The organism is Moritella dasanensis ArB 0140 (genome assembly GCF_000276805.1).
Classification (GTDB): Bacteria; Pseudomonadota; Gammaproteobacteria; order Enterobacterales; family Moritellaceae; genus Moritella; species Moritella dasanensis.
In genome coordinates this window covers 18,508-34,611 of record NZ_AKXQ01000015.1, presented here as the reverse complement: position 1 = coordinate 34,611, position 16,104 = coordinate 18,508, and the positions used below count along the sequence as shown (strand labels likewise).

The following is a 16,104-nucleotide window of genomic DNA, read 5'->3' as shown; positions in this document are numbered from 1 at the left end:
ATGAATAGATTATTGCTATGGACAGCTATATGTATTTTCCTTTCTAGTTGCACAAACTGGCCTAGTGTTGGCTACTTTGAGAATACAACAAAACATACTGAAGAAAGAATTCAATTCAAACAACATTATGACTATTTGAATTTACATTTTTCAGTCGCCAATCTACGCGGTGCACAAACGTGTACACCTGCCTACGTAAAAACGGTTGAAAATATTAATAGCCGTGTTGAGAAAGCCATTGCCGTTGAAGACCCGCGAGATGTAAAAATAGAAATCGCCATTCTAGAAAAAAACATTACCAACTTAATTGTTCACCTCAATCGAGTCTCGAGTAACACTAACTGTGCTCAACCACCACGTTTATTCACGTCTAGCTTTGTTCACCCGTTAATTTATCAGCTCGATCTCTTGCTGTACTGTGCGCCACAATTTGAAGAGGGTAATGCTACTTTGACTGAAGAGTACAAAGTGTGTCTTCGCCAAGTAAGCTTTTTGCTGTTAGATAATCCAGAAATTATAATTGAATACACTAAATACCGATTGTTTGAAAATAGCATTAGTCCAAAAAAGTCACAATCAAATATCAATTATACCAACAATATAGTGACTCATAATGTCACGACCATTGTTGATAAAGAAAGTGAAAATTTAGCGGTTACAGTTAATCAAAATGATGAAGATTATAATGACATCATGCGCCAATATTTACTCTTTGAACAAGTGCCTGGTGTGAGTGTGCAGCAAATTTCTCGATCACAGCTAGACCTAGATCAAGTGCATAATCCCGTTCAAATTCATGAGATAGCTGCAACAGACGCGCGTCAGAATCAACCTCAGTTATCTACAGTCGATGATTATGCGACAAGCCTAAAGGATGTTGAGTTACTTAATTTACGTACAGATGTGATCTTGGATTATGTTTTGAACATCACCGCTGACCCACAGCGTCACAAGGTTATCTATGAAGACTTACGACTCAGTTCTGCCACTTCAATAACGCCAGTGATTAGCACGTTATTGTGGCAATCAAAGCATAATCAAGATGTCGACCATAAAGTAAAAAATTGGCGGTTTTTGTTGAACGAAGACGAGCTTTTTTCCGATGCGTCACTGCCAAAAGGAGTCGCATTATGAAATTTTCATTACTGTGTTGTACTTTCTGTTTAACACTGTGTTTTACTTTGATATCAACGTCATCAATAGCTTATGCAGAAAGCGATCTTGTTGATTCTGGCGACCAACTGTTTATTTTTATGCCAGGTGAAAGCGATTTCGAAGAACCGTTTCAAGTTGATGCAAGCGGTTACATTCAAATACCTGAAATAGGGCGAATACAAGTAAAAGGTAAAACCCTAGCGGCAGTACTTAAAGAATTAAAAACCGCATTGAGTGTGGTGTTTCGTGATATATCGAAACTGTACATTGAGTTTAGAGCGCGCGAGAAGTTAGTGACCGTACTCGGCTATGTTAATGATCCACATGAAGTTGTACTGCCTGAATTTGGTAATGTACAGATGGCATTGAATAAAGCTGGGGGCATGCTTGCAGGCGCTCAACTGGACAATATGCAATTGCAACGAGGCGCTAAAGTGATCATTTTCGACTTTAAGCGTTACTTGGAAACGGGTGATGACAACGTATTGCCAGTGCTTAAATCGGGCGATGTTATTTTTGTGCCTTCATCGCCGCTGACTGGCAATGTACAAATGACTTTTGATGCGACAACGTTAAAATCGGGCGGTGATGCAAGTGATACCCAAAAAGCGGTGACTGTTTTTGGTGAGGTTAATGCACCGGGCACGTTCTCTTATGTCCCGGGTATGACGGTGATAGAAAGTTTAATGAAGGCTAATGGCGTTACCCGTTATGGTAATGTAAGTAAGATTCGAGTCATGGGGTTGAAAGAACCACAAACATTCGATTTAAAGCTTTATCTAGATACCGGTGATGTTTCTAAATTACCGAAAATACGACCAGGCACCACTATTTTTGTACCTATTCAAGTCGCAGATATTAAAGTCGGCTTACAAGTTGTTTATGTCATGGGGCAAGTGAATAACCCCGGAGCTTTTGAAGGCCGGGAAGGCATTACGTTTATGGATATGCTTGCCAATGCCGGTGGTCCTAATCGATATGCTGATACGCAACAAATCCGCGTGTTGAAAGTGTCTGGTGACACAATCCAGTTTAATTTAAAGAAATATACCGATGATCCTGTAAATAACCCTTATCCTAAAATCACCGGTGGCGATGTCATTTTCTTACCTGAAAAAGCCGATATGATTGAGAAATCCTGGTTAATTGAAGCGCATAACGAGGCCATTAAAATCATCGGTGCAGTGAAGAATCCAGGCCGCTATCAATGGGACGATGATATGACATTCCTTGATTTGTTAGGGCATGCCGAAGGACCGACTGAAAAAGCCGATTTAGCCAAAATAATTATCGTTGGTAACGATGGTTTAGGTGAGCGGCAGTCTTTTGATTTAGAAAAATTCATGAAAGAGGGTGGTGATTATTTAATACTACCGCAGTTATCTGCTGGTGATACTGTGATGTTCAACGAACTACCTGATGATCCAACAGACAATAAATCTAAATGGATTAAGCAAGAATCTGAGTCTTCAATTTATATACTTGGTGCGGTTGGATCACCAGGGCGTTATGCTTTTAATAGCCGATTAGACTTTTTAGACTTGTTATCTGCTGCTGATGGACCGACGAATGAAGCTGATATCAAACACATTAAGGTCACGCATCGTAATAGACGTTATGCGAAAACCTCCACCCTTGATCTCGATATGTACTTTGAGACGGGTGATGAAAGTCTGTTACCGCAAATACTACCTGGTGATACCATTTACATTCCAGCGAAGACAGATCAAGGGATATTGAACAATACCGCTAATATCGTTCAAGTATTAGGAGCTGTTCACAACCCTGGGCGTTACAAATATGATTCCTCATTGGATGTGGTGGGTATATTAACAATGGCTGGAGGCCCAACGTCAGAGGCTTACATTGACCGTATTGTCATCGTGACTAAACGTGGTGAAATGGAACACACAGCAAGGTCGTTCAACATGAAGCATTATTTCACCCAACCAGACTATCGCGATATACCGATTATACATGCGGGGGATACCATTTATGTACCTAACGAAAAAGACTCAAACTGGAGCCAGCTAATGGATATATTAGGCAGTGCACTGAGTATCGTAACACTCTTTATTGTCGGCTCTTCCCTATGAATATATTACCGGAAACATTTATAGAAATAGACCAAATTTATCAGCTAATTATGAATGAAAATATTAAGTCGTTAGCGATCAACTGCGCTCAAGGAGGGGAAGGTACTACTGAGTTGGTTTTAGCGCTTGCTCGGCGTCATAAAGCGGCTGGAAGTCGAGTCCTTATTGTAGATCTCAATACATTCAAACCAGCAATCACCAATGAATATGTTCAGGAAAAGCAGTCATGGTCTCTTGATGATACTGATTTACAAACCGCCTCCATGACTCAATTTTCTGAAATGATTGATATTTTACCAGCCCCACAAGGTGAGCAAGATCAAAATATTAGCTTCCGAGACGAAAAGAAGATCAAAAATGCGATCGACTTTTGGTTACAACACTATAATTTTATTATATTTGATACATGTGCAATTACGCTAACCAATTTTTCAAATATACCAGGTGAAGTGATTGCTAGGGGTTGTGATGCCAGTTTACTTATTATCGCACCCGGTATTTCACTCGAGAGTCGGGTATTAAAGACACTCGAGATGCTTAAGCAAAATAATGTGACATTACTTGGTACTGTTATTAATGATGTTAAGTGCCCACCGCTCGATATGCAGCTTAGAAACTCAGTACGTAGACGACTCAAGCGCTTACCGATACTGAAGCAATGGTTACTTAATCGAATTTCGAATATTGAATTATTAAAAGGAAGAATCGGCCGTTGATGAAAACACAACTTTTTGCCAAGCAATATCCGTTAAAACTTGATTCAATCAGTGAGGTTCGACGTTTACTGACTACATTATGCCATCAGTTAGCGCTTGAACAAGCTGAAATAGATCGGGTCACAATCGTATTGGCTGAATATTTGTCTAATTTGTATTTTCATAATTCCGACGCTGTTCACTGGTTTAGTATTGAACTGGCTGGTAGAAATGCTGATTGGTATTTTGCAGTGTTCGATAATGGTGATACTTTCAATCCTTATGACGTTGATACAAAAGATATATTTAATGGTGAGTTACTTACTGGTGGCATGGGGTTAGCGTTAATTCAAAAAAATAATCCTGATGGTTGTTATGTCAGTGAGAATGGCATTAATAAATTAACTTGCCCATTGAGGAAACTGGAACAAAAGCTAAACGTTGTCATTGTTGATGATGATCGTATTTTATTATCTGCGTATCACGCTTATCTTAAAAATGATTTTGTCGTACACATTTTTTCTGATGCATCTTTAGCGCTTAAATTTATTGCTCACGAAGGTTGTGATCTTATTATTGCCGATATACATATGCCTGAGATGTCTGGATTTGAATTCAGAAAAAAAGTGGAAGACCTTGATAAAGGCGCATTAACACCGTTTGTATTCTTAACTGGCGATGAGAATTTATCGGTGCAAGAACAAGCTGCAGAAGTGTCTATTGACGGTTACTTAATTAAACCTATTACCAAAACATCATTACTCGCTGTTTGTAACCGGGTAATACGCAGAACTAACCAGTTAGCGCTACATTATCAACAACGAATAGTAGAGTCTTTGAGTAGACCGTTTAAACCTTCACTACCCGCAAGTTGTGGACAATGGAATTTTGCGTTAGCACATACACCTGCGACTGAAGGAGGAGGTGACTTTGCGTTTTTTCATGATTTTGGAGAGAGTCAAATTATCGTTTTGGGCGATATTATGGGGCATGGTCCTGTTGCTAAATTTCATAGTTTTGCCATCATGGGGTATTTGGAAGGGGTTGTAACGTCTGCAGAAACATCCCCCTCGACCTTGCTTGCTGGATTATCCAATAGACTCTTTTCAAATCAGTTGTTAGAAACCAGTATGCTCACCTGTATGGTGATCAAACTGACCGATAACCAATGTGAAATCGCCACTGCAGGTCATCCTCAACCTTACTTATTGCAAGATTCTGGTTATCAAGCCATTGACTGCAAAGGAACCGTATTAGGCTTGTTACCTGATGAGCAATATTCATCGGTGATTCTGCAATTAACACCAGAGGATAAGATTTTTTGTTATTCAGACGGCATTTTTGAAAATATTGACCGCCATTGTGACTGTATTGATAATATACTTGTTGATATCAAAGGGAAAACAGCTCAAAGTACGTTAGATAAACTGTGGTTGCGGTTTGAATCACTATCGCCTGAACAGTTACAAGATGATGTCACTGCGCTTATTATAGATTTCAATATTTAACGGGCTGCAACAAGTAACGATTAGTTAAGATTATAATTTACGGTATGAGGTAACGAAATGGAAAACACAGTTATAAATGAAACGGTATTCACGCAATTACTGGTTGATGTCGGAGACGAAATGTTACCGGCATTAGTTGAAGTTTTTAATGAAGAAACAACAGAGCGGATTTCAGATCTACAAGCTCTAATGACTAACCTGGACAATGATAAAGTTGCGCAAAATTGTCACAGTATAAAAAGTAGTGCAGGAACGTATGGGGCGTTAATTGTGCAGCAACATGCTGAGGAGTTGGAAGTGATGGCAAAATCAAATAACACGGCTGACGTTCAAGTGAAATTACCATTATTAATAAAAAGTTTAGAAGATGCGATTAGTGCGCTGACGTTAAAATGTCATTAACGACAGATTCGATTGCTGTTTTTAGCTTTTGTCTATCGTGATAGTTTTTATTTATATCTTCACGTAAATCATGGGAGTAGGTCGGATAAGTTAAATCAGATTGTTTATCTATATCCTGTATCACTGCATTAATCAGCGGAAAGCCGAGCGTATCCTCACACCATTGTAAGCGTTCTTGCAGTGGAATCGTTGATGCAGGCCCCACCTCATGCTGTAAGTTACCTAAGTAAATTACTTTTGCGTTGGTTCTACGTAAGGCTTTTTGTATATCTTTAAGTAGAAGAGGTGGCATGATACTGGTTAGGAATGAACCAGGACCTAATAGTATTAGTTCTGCTTTTTCAATTGCCTCTACAGCTTCAAGTGTTGCTGCAACATTTGGTTGAACCGTTAATTGATTTGGAAACTCATGCATCTTATCGACGGATACTTCGCCGTGTACATCACTGCCACAAGGCGTTACTGCAATTAAGTCACTAGGCTCTTCTGACATCGGAATAAGCTGGCATTCGACGTGTAACATATTACGAATAAGATTTACTGCATCTAACGGGCGCACACAAAGATTATCTAATGCCACAAGCATGAGATTACCTAAGTTATGATTCTTCAGCTCACCTTCATTTTGAAAGCGATATTCAAACAGTAAAGAGCCAATGTCTGGTTGAGTAACTAACTGATTGATACAATTTCGAATATCACCCCAAGCAATACAATTCTCAGAATTTCTTAGCCGACCTGTTGAACCACCATTGTCGGTTGTTGTTACAATACCCGTTAATCTTGGCCCTAAAAAGGAAAGTGAAGACAGCACTCGTCCGAGTCCATGACCACCGCCAATAGCGACAACTTTGTTAAGATCTGAAAGTGATTTTTGCAACATAGGATGAATCAAAATTAAGTAAAGTAGATAACATCATCATATCTTGAAATAAATTATTTTGATAATTAAGTTAGCTTTATTTGACGAATTAATAAGCAAAATTTAAATGATTTCGTTGTTTTGAGTTATCAGACAGCTATTTATCAAAATGTTTATATGGGCATTAACTCTTTAAGTATTGCAACAGTGCTATTGCAATCAGGCTGTTGCAATAAAAGTTGTTTTTCTGAGACAGAAAGTGGTAATAATTCTATCCAACGTTGTGAAACCCAACTTATATTAGCCATTTCTTTTAATGTATAAAGTTGATTTATATCTGCGTGTTGGAAATATATTTCTTCTAATTTTTCAGCTAAATAATATTCTTTTGGAGTTATTTTTTGATCGGGCCAGTTGCTGATGTAGTGGACGTTAGCCTTTTTTAAACCATCAGACTCAGTGGTTATATCGTCGATAATAAAACGCCGACTACCTTCAACATTAATGCCAAGAAAACCATCATCTAGGGTATAAAAATCAATAATTTCAACGTGAGTGCCAATCGATGATATACGTCCAAAGGGTCCGTTTTGGTTAGGGTCGATCATGACAACACCAAATCCACTCATTGCTTTAGTACTCTCTTTGATCATGCGAATATAGCGTTCTTCTATGATGCGTAAAGGTAGTCTACCATGAGGTAAAATATGGGATGTTAATGGCAGTAATGCGAGTTGGGTAGTTTGCAAGAGCAAGCCTTAGTCATTGGAAGTATAACTAATGATAGCCTTGTTTAAAGAGTCTGCACTGCGGAATGAAGTTGATCTAAGATTGGATTAGAAAATAGAAGTGAAAATATGACGAGATCACTATTTTCACTTCTATTAATTGATTGTGTAGTTGATTATGCGCTTGTTTTATTGAACTCAAGATACATAACAGCAGCTTCAACACGTGAGCTTGCTTCTAATTTTTTCAATAGACTCTTCACGTGAACCTTCACTGTACCTTCTGAAATGTGTAAGTTACTTGCAACATGCTTGTTGCTATAACCTTTTGAAATTTCTAGTAAGATTTGGTTTTCACGTTTAGTTAGCTTAGCCAACTTTTCTGCAAAGTTATTATCTTCATGCAGACAGTCTAAATAGCCAAGTAAGCTTTCTGAAAGCGCTTGCTGCCCAGATAATACATCTTGAAGTTGTGCTAATAAAAGATCAGGTTCTGAATCTTTTAATAAGTAACCATCAGCACCCGCATTGATTAAACGGATCACATCTTGTTTGTTATCAGACACAGTTAAAATAACAACGCGCGAGCTTAATTCTTCTGCTCGAAGTGCTTTTAACGTATCGAGTCCTGACATACCTTTCATGTTCAAATCAAGTAATACCAGATCCGGTTCATGTTGTTTAGCAAGAGTGATAGCTTCCACACCATCGCTGGCTTCACCAATCACATTGAACTTTTCTTCTAGTGAAAGTAGTTGAACAATGCCTTTACGCATTAGTGGGTGATCATCAACAACTAATATTGTGTAACTATTCTCATGCATGTTTGTTTTCCCTGTCGAAGGTGAGTAATACCAAGGTGCCATTTGTTATATTATTTTTAATTTCTAGTTTAGCACCTAGTTTTGAAGCGCGTTCACCCATTATGCTTAAACCATAATGGTTGGATTTTACTGGATTGGCTGGAATGCCGTTTCCATTATCCGAAATAGATACTTCAATAGTACCATTTTTATTCGTGCCACAGTCAATTATTATTTCATCTGAATCGGCATGTTTGATGGAATTTAATACAGCTTCTCGTATGATTTGGAGAATATGTATATGTTGGTTGGGTTTAAATAAATGTTCTTCTAATTCATAGCTTAGATGAATTTTGGTCGGAGTGCGCTGACGTAACTGTGCCAACATGATCGAGATCGCTTCAGATAAGTTGGCATCGTCGAGTGTTAACCTAAAGGTATTTAGTAATTCTCTTAATTGTGTATAAGACAACCTTAGGTTGGTATCTATTTCTTCGACAATTTCATTCGTTGTTGTGGAGATCTCTTGATTCTTTAAATGTCGTTTCAGTAACGCCACCTGAATTTTTAAATAGGACAGGGCTTGGGCAAGTGAATCATGTAATTCACGGGCAATAACGGCGCGTTCTTCCATTAATAATGAGCGCTGGGCTTCTAAATTACTTTGAGAACGATGTTGGGCACGCGAAATAATACGGCAATAACTGCTTAGATGATCTTGGTCGGTCGCTTCTCGTTGTAAGACCGTTAATGTACCAAAAGATTGTTCTTCGAGTTCCAACCTTAAATCAATTGTTTGTTCACCGTTATCTGAGCCCGCATTGAGGTAGATGGTCTCTACTTCTGAACCCGTTAGTACCAGTTTATAAAAGCTAAGGCCATTGAGCGCTGAAACACTCTGTAGTGTTTGTTCTAACATGTCGGCGTTGAGGTGGGTAACATGTAGTTTTTGCGATGTGGTATATAAAAAATTAATCTTATCTTTGGCTTCTTTCAACTGTTTTGTTTTCGCGTCAACTTGTTGTTCTAGCGTGCTGTATAGCTGATTTAAGTCATTCGCCATGTGCGAAATGTTACTCGCCAATGAACCAATTTCATTTTCATAAACAAAATCAAACGAGACATCAAATTCACCGCGTCTAATTTGATTTGATGCGGTGAATATTTGTTGTAATGGCTTTAAAACCTGCACTTGCATTAGGCGAATGGTGATAATACAGACCGCGAAAATAAGACCGATACCCAGTCCTTTAATAAGGGTGATAATTTTAACTTTATATTCGGAGTGGTTTTGTAGATTTTGCACAAAAGTATCAATTTGTAATACAAACTCATCAACATTGCTCAAGAATAGGTCAGGGTTATCACTGTGTAGAATGTCAGACTGTATTTGCCAGTCGGTCTCCACTGTCATGAATTCTTGTTTTAACTTTGAGGTGATGTCCCAATTATCGACTATATTATTTTTAATGTGAGCCAGTGATTGATTAAAAGTATCAATATGAACCTGACGTTTGACCTCTGACTCATCGATGGATAAATTATAAGCAATTTGATAACTTTGCATTCTTAATGCGCCGGCTTTATTGATTGACGCTGCATCGGACAGGCTGAGTGATAACGCGACTAATGAGATAAAGGTTAATAATGAAGCAAGAGCGAGTATACTAAACATACCACGGCCGATTAAAATGATAATAGACTGATGGGAAGGGATTATATTTTTTATCATAGAAGTCTTACTATTTAGTTAATTAAGCTGTGGATTAGCCTATAATTTACAGGGCAATTTAATTTCGATCAATGATTTATCATTTTCTACTATAATTACCTGTACCTATCCCTTTAAATTTACTAAAAAATAGTTTAAGTTTAACGACCATAAAATTTAATATAACTCAAACTCCGATCCTTAATGATCTAAATTTATAAATTTAAATATGATCTTAAGGACTCATAGCATTCGCAATTGCTATAAGGGTTTAATCAGAAATGATTAGGCCTCCCGTATTTGGAAAGGTGTTTATGCAACTTCAAGATCAGTTTTCGCGTAAATTTTATTATTTACGCCTATCAATTACAGACGTCTGTAATTTCAAATGTAACTATTGCTTACCAGATGGCTATAAAGCCGACGGTAAACCTGAATTTTTAGGGCGTGATGAATTACGTCGTATTGTTACCGGGTTTGCTGAAATGGGCACTGAAAAAGTCCGTATTACTGGTGGTGAACCTTCATTAAGAAAAGACTTCACGGATATCATCTCAGACATTGCTGCGATCCCTAAAATTAATAAGGTCGCCACAACAACAAACGGCTTTAATCTTGAAAAGTATGCGCAACAATGGCGTGATGCTGGACTTGATGCAATAAATGTCAGTATCGACAGTTTAGATGCACGCATGTTTCGCCAGATTACCGGTAAGAATATGTTCCACAAAGTGATGGCCGGTCTTGATGCTGCTTTTACTGCTGGATTTGAGACCGTTAAGGTCAATACGGTATTGATGCGCAACTTAAATGATATTGAATTAGATGATTTTTTAAACTGGATCAAAACCAGACCCATTCAATTACGTTTTATTGAGTTAATGCAGACTGGTGATAATCAGGCATTGTTTGATAAACACCACGTATCCGGTGCAAGTATTCGTGACAAGTTGATATTACAAGGTTGGGTAAGTAAAGTCAGAGGTAAGGCCGATGGGCCTGCGCAAGTCTTTATTCATCCTGACTATGTCGGTGAAATTGGCTTGATTATGCCTTATGAGAAGAACTTTTGTTCGACCTGTAACCGTTTACGTGTATCCACTAAAGGGCGCTTACATCTGTGTTTATTTGGTGAGGCGGGTGTTGAGTTACGTGATCTAGTGCAAGATGATAATCAACAGCAAGCATTGATAAATAGGGTTGTTGAGCATATGTCAGATAAAAAATCGACTCATTTTCTACAAGATGGTTTCACCGCGAATACACCTCATTTAGCATCAATTGGTGGTTAATCATCCAAATAGATAAGTAGTTATCCTTCCCGTATCTCTTTTTTTTATTTTTCTATTTTTAAATAATATAGCGTAATACAAGCTTACGCTATATTAAATCCCCACAATTAAGGCACATATTGCAACCGTGAGCTATAATTTTAAGCATTTATTGTCACAATTTGTCACATTTAGCCTTTGCTTATCATAAATAGCCATAAAGCGTCATAAGTTACATTTGTAAATACGTAAATTGTATTTAAGGACCATTTGTTGATCTAAATTATGTTTTTAGTCGCTTATCTATTAAGGAGTATTTTCGGCTGACACTATATGTATCATCATGAAACAAATATCTTTTAGACCGATGTGCGCTTTTAAATTTCACATTTAGAGATGAATTATTTTCACAAGGTAGTTTTATGAGTATTAATCTGGCGCGACGTTCGTTATTTCGTCGTAAAGAACAAAGTGATGTTGTACGCCTACCTTGGTTAAAAGCAGATTTAGACTTTACAGAAAAGTGTACACGTTGTGGTGATTGTACCGCCGCTTGCCCAGAGCAAATAATAATTGTCGGTGATGGTGGTTTTCCTGAAATTGATTTTAGCGTATCTGAATGCAACTTTTGTAAAGAATGTGTAAATCACTGTAAAGAAGATTTGTTTGATTTAACGCAAGCTCAAGCATGGGGAAATAAGGCTACTATTTCAAATAGCTGCTTAAATCTTGAGTCAGTTTATTGCCGAAGTTGTGCAGAATCATGCGAAACTGAAGCGCTGGTATTTAATTTTACTAGTACTACATTTGTCAGCCCCGATGTTGTATTAGATGATTGTAACGGTTGTGGCGCTTGCGTGTCCATTTGTCCTGTAAATGCAATTTCAGTGACAGCTAATCGTTAAATTTAGTTATTAAGAATACGTTTTATAAAAATTATAATAATTATAAGGTCATAAAATGGCAGAACAAGAAGTACATATCTCAAGTTTAATTATTCACGTGAAACCAGAACATTTGGTTGAAGTGAAGAATAAAATCTCAGCTTTCCCTGATGCTGAAATTTACGGTGATAGTGAAGAGGGTAAAATTATTGTCGTATTAGAAACGAGTAATCAAAAATTTGTTACCGATATTATTGATAAAATCAATAATCTGGAACATGTCTTAAGTACTTCTCTTGTTTTTCATCAAATTGAAACTATCGATCCATCATGTGAGGATGATCTATGAAATTAACCAGACGTGCGTTTGTTAAAGCAAATGCTGCAATATCTGCAGCGGCTATTGCTGGCGTTACGCTTCCTGCAAGTGCAACTAATCTTATTGCAGTGAGCGATGAAACAAAAATTAAATGGGATAAAGCCCCATGTCGTTTCTGTGGTACAGGTTGTTCTGTACTTGTTGGTACACAAGGTGGCAAAGTTGTTGCTACTCAAGGTGACCCAGAAGCACCAGTAAATAAAGGTCTTAACTGTGTTAAGGGTTATTTCCTGTCTAAAATCATGTACGGTAAAGATCGTTTAACGACACCTTTACTGCGTATGAAAGACGGTAAGTTTGCTAAAGACGGTGAGTTTGCACCAATTTCATGGGATCAAGCTTTCGATATCATGGCTGAAAAGTGGAAAACATCACTTAAAGCAAACGGTCCTACATCAGTTGGTATGTTTGGTTCTGGTCAATGGACAGTGATGGAAGGTTATGCCGCTGTTAAATTGATGAAAGCCGGTTTCCGTTCAAACAATATCGATCCGAATGCGCGTCACTGTATGGCTTCTGCTGTTGGTGGCTTCATGCGTACGTTTGGTATTGATGAGCCAATGGGTTGTTATGATGACTTTGAAGAATCAGATGCGTTCGTTCTTTGGGGTTCAAACATGGCTGAAATGCATCCGATCCTATGGACGCGTATCACAGACCGACGTTTAAGTAATCCACACGTTAGAGTTAATGTATTATCAACGTATAAGCATCGTTCTTTTGAACTTGCTGATACCGGTGTTATTTTCAATCCGCAATCAGATCTAGCAATGGCTAACTTTATTGCTAACTACATCATCCAAAACGATGCTGTAAACTGGGATTTCGTTAATAAGCATACACACTTTAAACGTACAGCAACGGATATCGGTTACGGTTTACGTGACGAACATCCAATGCAAGCTAAAGCTAAAAACCCTAACTCGGGCAAAATGACAGCAATGACATTTGAAGAGTATAAAGCGTCTGTTGCTGAATATACTGTTGAGAAAGCATCTGAAATCTCAGGTGTATCAGTAGAAAAACTGATTATTCTTGCTAAACAATATGCCGATCCAAATATCAAAGTAATGTCGTTATGGACTATGGGTATGAATCAACACACACGTGGTGTGTGGATGAACAGCCTAGTATATAACATTCATTTACTTGTGGGCAAAATCTCACAACCAGGTAATGGTCCATTCTCGCTTACGGGTCAACCTTCAGCTTGTGGTACTGCACGTGAAGTGGGAACATTCTCACACCGTCTACCTGCCGATATGGTTGTTGCGAATCCAAAACATCGCGCGATTGCTGAAAAAATATGGAAACTACCAGAAGGTACTATTCCACCTAAACCTGGTCTACATGCTGTTGCACAAAATCGCGCATTAAAAGACGGTACATTGAACGCGTACTGGACTATGTGTAATAACAACATGCAAGCAGCGCCAAACATGATGGAAGAAGGTTTACCGGGTTACCGTAATCCAGCTAACTTCATCGTTTGTTCTGACCCGTACCCAACAGTCACTGCACAAGCATCTGATCTTATTTTACCAACAGCAATGTGGGTAGAAAAAGAGGGTGCATACGGTAACGCTGAGCGTCGTACACAAGCATGGTATCAACAAGTTAAACCTATCGAAGGTGCAAAATCAGATCTTTGGCAGTTAATGGAATTTGCTAAACGCTTCAAGATTGAAGAAGTGTGGGGCGAAGACCTACTAGCTAAGATGCCTGAGCATCGTGGCAAAACTATGTACGATGTATTGTACAAAAACGGTAATGTTGATGCATTCCCAATTAGCGAAGCACAAGAGCTAAATGATGATGCTCATGATCAAGGTTACTACGTACAAAAAGGCTTATTCGAAGAGTACGCTACATTTGGCCGTGGTCACGGACATGATCTAGCCCCTTATGATATGTACCATAAAGTACGTGGCTTACGTTGGCCTGTAGTGAACGGCGTTGAAACTAAATGGCGTTTTGCTGAAGGTAGTGATCCGTATGTTGGTAAAGGTAAAGGCTTCGAGTTCTATGGTAAGCCAGACGGTAAAGCAAATATTATCTTTGCACCGTATGAAGCGCCACCAGAAGTACCAAACGAAGAGTACGACATGTGGTTATGTACTGGGCGTGTACTAGAGCATTGGCATTCAGGTTCGATGACAGCGCGTGTACCTGAGTTGTACCGTGCAATGCCAGATGCACTTTGTTATATCCACCCTGATGATGCGAAGAAACGGAATGTGCGTCGTGGTGATGAAGTTATTATTGAATCTCTTCGTGGTGAAGTACGTTGTCGTGTGGAAACACGTGGCCGTAACCGTCCACCGGTAGGCTTAGTATTTGTACCTTGGTTTGATGCGCGCGTATTAATCAACAAGGTATGTCTAGATGCTACCGATCCGTTATCAAAACAAACGGATTATAAAAAGTGTGCGATTAAAATTACCAAAGCGTAATCTTAACGAATTGCTTTTTAATTGATTTTTGCCAGCCAAGTGCGCTGGCAAATAACGGATTTATTTGCCGATAGGTGGAGAACATAATATGAGAAAATTATTGGCTGTGCTGCTAACTGCAGGGACTTTATTCTCTGTGTCAGCGCAAAGTAACGAGACGGCTGTAATCGAAAATGTAAACAATGGTGGCGTAGCATCACTGCGCGGTATTACGGAACTAGACATAACGCGTAAAGCGGATGAGTTGAAACGTGTCATTAAGGATCGTAGTCCAATCGATCGTGACTATGTATACCAACCGCCGTTGATTCCACATCAAACGCGTCATTACGAAGTGTCTTTAAATGCGAACAAATGTTTGTCGTGTCACAGCTGGAAATATGCTGGTGAAATGGGTGCGACTAAAATTAGTGTGACGCATTATCAGTCACGTGAAGGCGAAGTATTATCTGATGTGTCACCACGTCGTTATTTCTGCCTACAGTGCCATGTAACGCAAGCAGATGCATCCCCGTTAATCGACAATGACTTTAAACGTGTAGATTCATTACGCTAACGAAAAAGAGGCGATAAAATGAAATTTATTTTAAATTTTTGGCGAAAATTAACGGCACCAAGTAAAGCCGCTGTAGGTACTGTACTTGCAATGGGTTTCCTTGGCGGTATTATTTTCTGGGGTGCCTTTAACATGGGGATGGAAGCGACAAATACAGAAGAGTTTTGTTCTGCTTGTCACGCGCCGATTGTTAAAGAACTAAAAGAAACAATTCACTATTCGAATCGTTCTGGTGTGCGTGCAATCTGTTCTGATTGTCATGTACCGCATAACTGGACAGATAAAATTGTACGTAAAGTGCAAGCGAGTAATGAAATTGTGGCATTCTTGATGGGTAAAATTTCGACTCAAGAAAAATTCGAAGCTCGTCGTAAGCATTTAGCCGTGCGTGAATGGCAACGCATGAAAGAAAATGATTCACAGGAATGTCGTAACTGTCATAACTTTGAATACATGGACTTCTCAGAGCAAGGCCCACGTAGTCGTAAACAACATTCTACAGCACTAGCAAGTGGTGAGAAAACATGTGTTGATTGCCACAAAGGTATTGCCCATCAACTACCAGATATGTCTGACGTACCTGGTTGGTAGATTGAAAAAG

Annotated in this window: 15 protein-coding genes and 1 riboswitch; of the genes, 11 read left to right on the top strand and 4 right to left on the bottom strand. The window is 38.7% G+C overall.

The features are described 5' to 3' along the window. The 5 genes from A923_RS0113555 to A923_RS0113535 are packed head-to-tail and all read left to right on the top strand — an operon-like array spanning position 1 to position 5,856. Positions 1-1,134 carry a hypothetical protein gene (locus A923_RS0113555; protein WP_017222216.1) on the top strand — a complete coding sequence of 378 codons (1,134 nt, stop codon included), beginning with the start codon at positions 1-3 and terminating at the stop codon, positions 1,132-1,134. Beyond that, complete coding sequence (locus tag A923_RS0113550; protein WP_017222215.1) at positions 1,131-3,251, top strand: SLBB domain-containing protein; 2,121 nt, start codon at positions 1,131-1,133, stop codon at positions 3,249-3,251. The genes A923_RS0113555 and A923_RS0113550 overlap by 4 nt, the downstream gene beginning before the upstream one ends. Further along, positions 3,248-3,967: a tyrosine-protein kinase family protein gene (locus A923_RS0113545; protein WP_017222214.1), complete on the top strand. Its 720-nt coding sequence runs from the start codon at positions 3,248-3,250 to the stop codon at positions 3,965-3,967. The genes A923_RS0113550 and A923_RS0113545 overlap by 4 nt, the downstream gene beginning before the upstream one ends. Then, positions 3,967-5,454, top strand: a complete 1,488-nt coding sequence (locus A923_RS0113540) for a SpoIIE family protein phosphatase (protein WP_017222213.1) — start codon at positions 3,967-3,969, stop codon at positions 5,452-5,454. The genes A923_RS0113545 and A923_RS0113540 overlap by 1 nt, the downstream gene beginning before the upstream one ends. A 57-nt stretch (positions 5,455-5,511) precedes the next feature. Then, a complete protein-coding gene (locus A923_RS0113535) occupies positions 5,512-5,856 on the top strand; it encodes an Hpt domain-containing protein (protein ID WP_017222212.1) in 345 nt (114 codons plus the stop codon). On the opposite strand, the gene A923_RS0113530 is transcribed toward A923_RS0113535, so the two are convergent. From A923_RS0113530 to narQ, 4 genes are all read right to left on the bottom strand, one after another. Further along, positions 5,828-6,739: a gluconeogenesis factor YvcK family protein gene (locus tag A923_RS0113530; protein ID WP_017222211.1), complete on the bottom strand. Its 912-nt coding sequence runs from the start codon at positions 6,737-6,739 to the stop codon at positions 5,828-5,830. The two genes, A923_RS0113535 and A923_RS0113530, sit on opposite strands and share 29 nt — an antisense overlap. Before the next feature lie 152 nt (positions 6,740-6,891). After that, positions 6,892-7,467 carry an LON peptidase substrate-binding domain-containing protein gene (locus A923_RS0113525; RefSeq protein WP_017222210.1) on the bottom strand — a complete coding sequence of 192 codons (576 nt, stop codon included), beginning with the start codon at positions 7,465-7,467 and terminating at the stop codon, positions 6,892-6,894. Between the two features lie 155 nt (positions 7,468-7,622). Then, on the bottom strand, positions 7,623-8,270 hold the full coding sequence (gene narL / locus A923_RS0113520; RefSeq protein WP_017222209.1) for a two-component system response regulator NarL: 648 nt from the start codon (positions 8,268-8,270) through the stop codon (positions 7,623-7,625). After that, positions 8,263-9,981, bottom strand: coding sequence for a nitrate/nitrite two-component system sensor histidine kinase NarQ (gene narQ / locus A923_RS0113515; protein ID WP_017222208.1), 1,719 nt, complete (start codon positions 9,979-9,981; stop codon positions 8,263-8,265). Before narQ ends, narL begins: the two co-directional genes overlap by 8 nt. Before the next feature lie 159 nt (positions 9,982-10,140). Then, positions 10,141-10,287, top strand: a riboswitch (molybdenum cofactor riboswitch). Here narQ and moaA point away from each other — a divergent pair. From moaA to A923_RS0113485, 6 genes are all read left to right on the top strand, one after another. Continuing rightward, on the top strand, positions 10,275-11,252 hold the full coding sequence (gene moaA, locus A923_RS0113510; protein WP_017222207.1) for a GTP 3',8-cyclase MoaA: 978 nt from the start codon (positions 10,275-10,277) through the stop codon (positions 11,250-11,252). (Overlaps the previous riboswitch by 13 nt.) A gap of 401 nt (positions 11,253-11,653) precedes the next feature. Beyond that, on the top strand, positions 11,654-12,136 hold the full coding sequence (gene napF / locus A923_RS0113505; RefSeq protein WP_017222206.1) for a ferredoxin-type protein NapF: 483 nt from the start codon (positions 11,654-11,656) through the stop codon (positions 12,134-12,136). 55 nt (positions 12,137-12,191) lie between these two features. Next, complete coding sequence (locus A923_RS0113500) at positions 12,192-12,464, top strand: chaperone NapD (protein WP_017222205.1); 273 nt, start codon at positions 12,192-12,194, stop codon at positions 12,462-12,464. Further along, on the top strand, positions 12,461-14,947 hold the full coding sequence (napA, locus tag A923_RS0113495) for a periplasmic nitrate reductase subunit alpha (RefSeq protein ID WP_017222204.1): 2,487 nt from the start codon (positions 12,461-12,463) through the stop codon (positions 14,945-14,947). Before A923_RS0113500 ends, napA begins: the two co-directional genes overlap by 4 nt. 88 nt (positions 14,948-15,035) lie before the next feature. Beyond that, a complete protein-coding gene (locus A923_RS0113490) occupies positions 15,036-15,503 on the top strand; it encodes a nitrate reductase cytochrome c-type subunit (RefSeq protein WP_017222203.1) in 468 nt (155 codons plus the stop codon). Between the two features lie 18 nt (positions 15,504-15,521). Next, the gene (locus tag A923_RS0113485; protein WP_017222202.1) at positions 15,522-16,094 is read left to right on the top strand and encodes a NapC/NirT family cytochrome c; all 573 of its coding nucleotides are present in this window, start codon (positions 15,522-15,524) and stop codon (positions 16,092-16,094) included. The last annotated feature ends 10 nt before the right edge of the window (positions 16,095-16,104 follow it).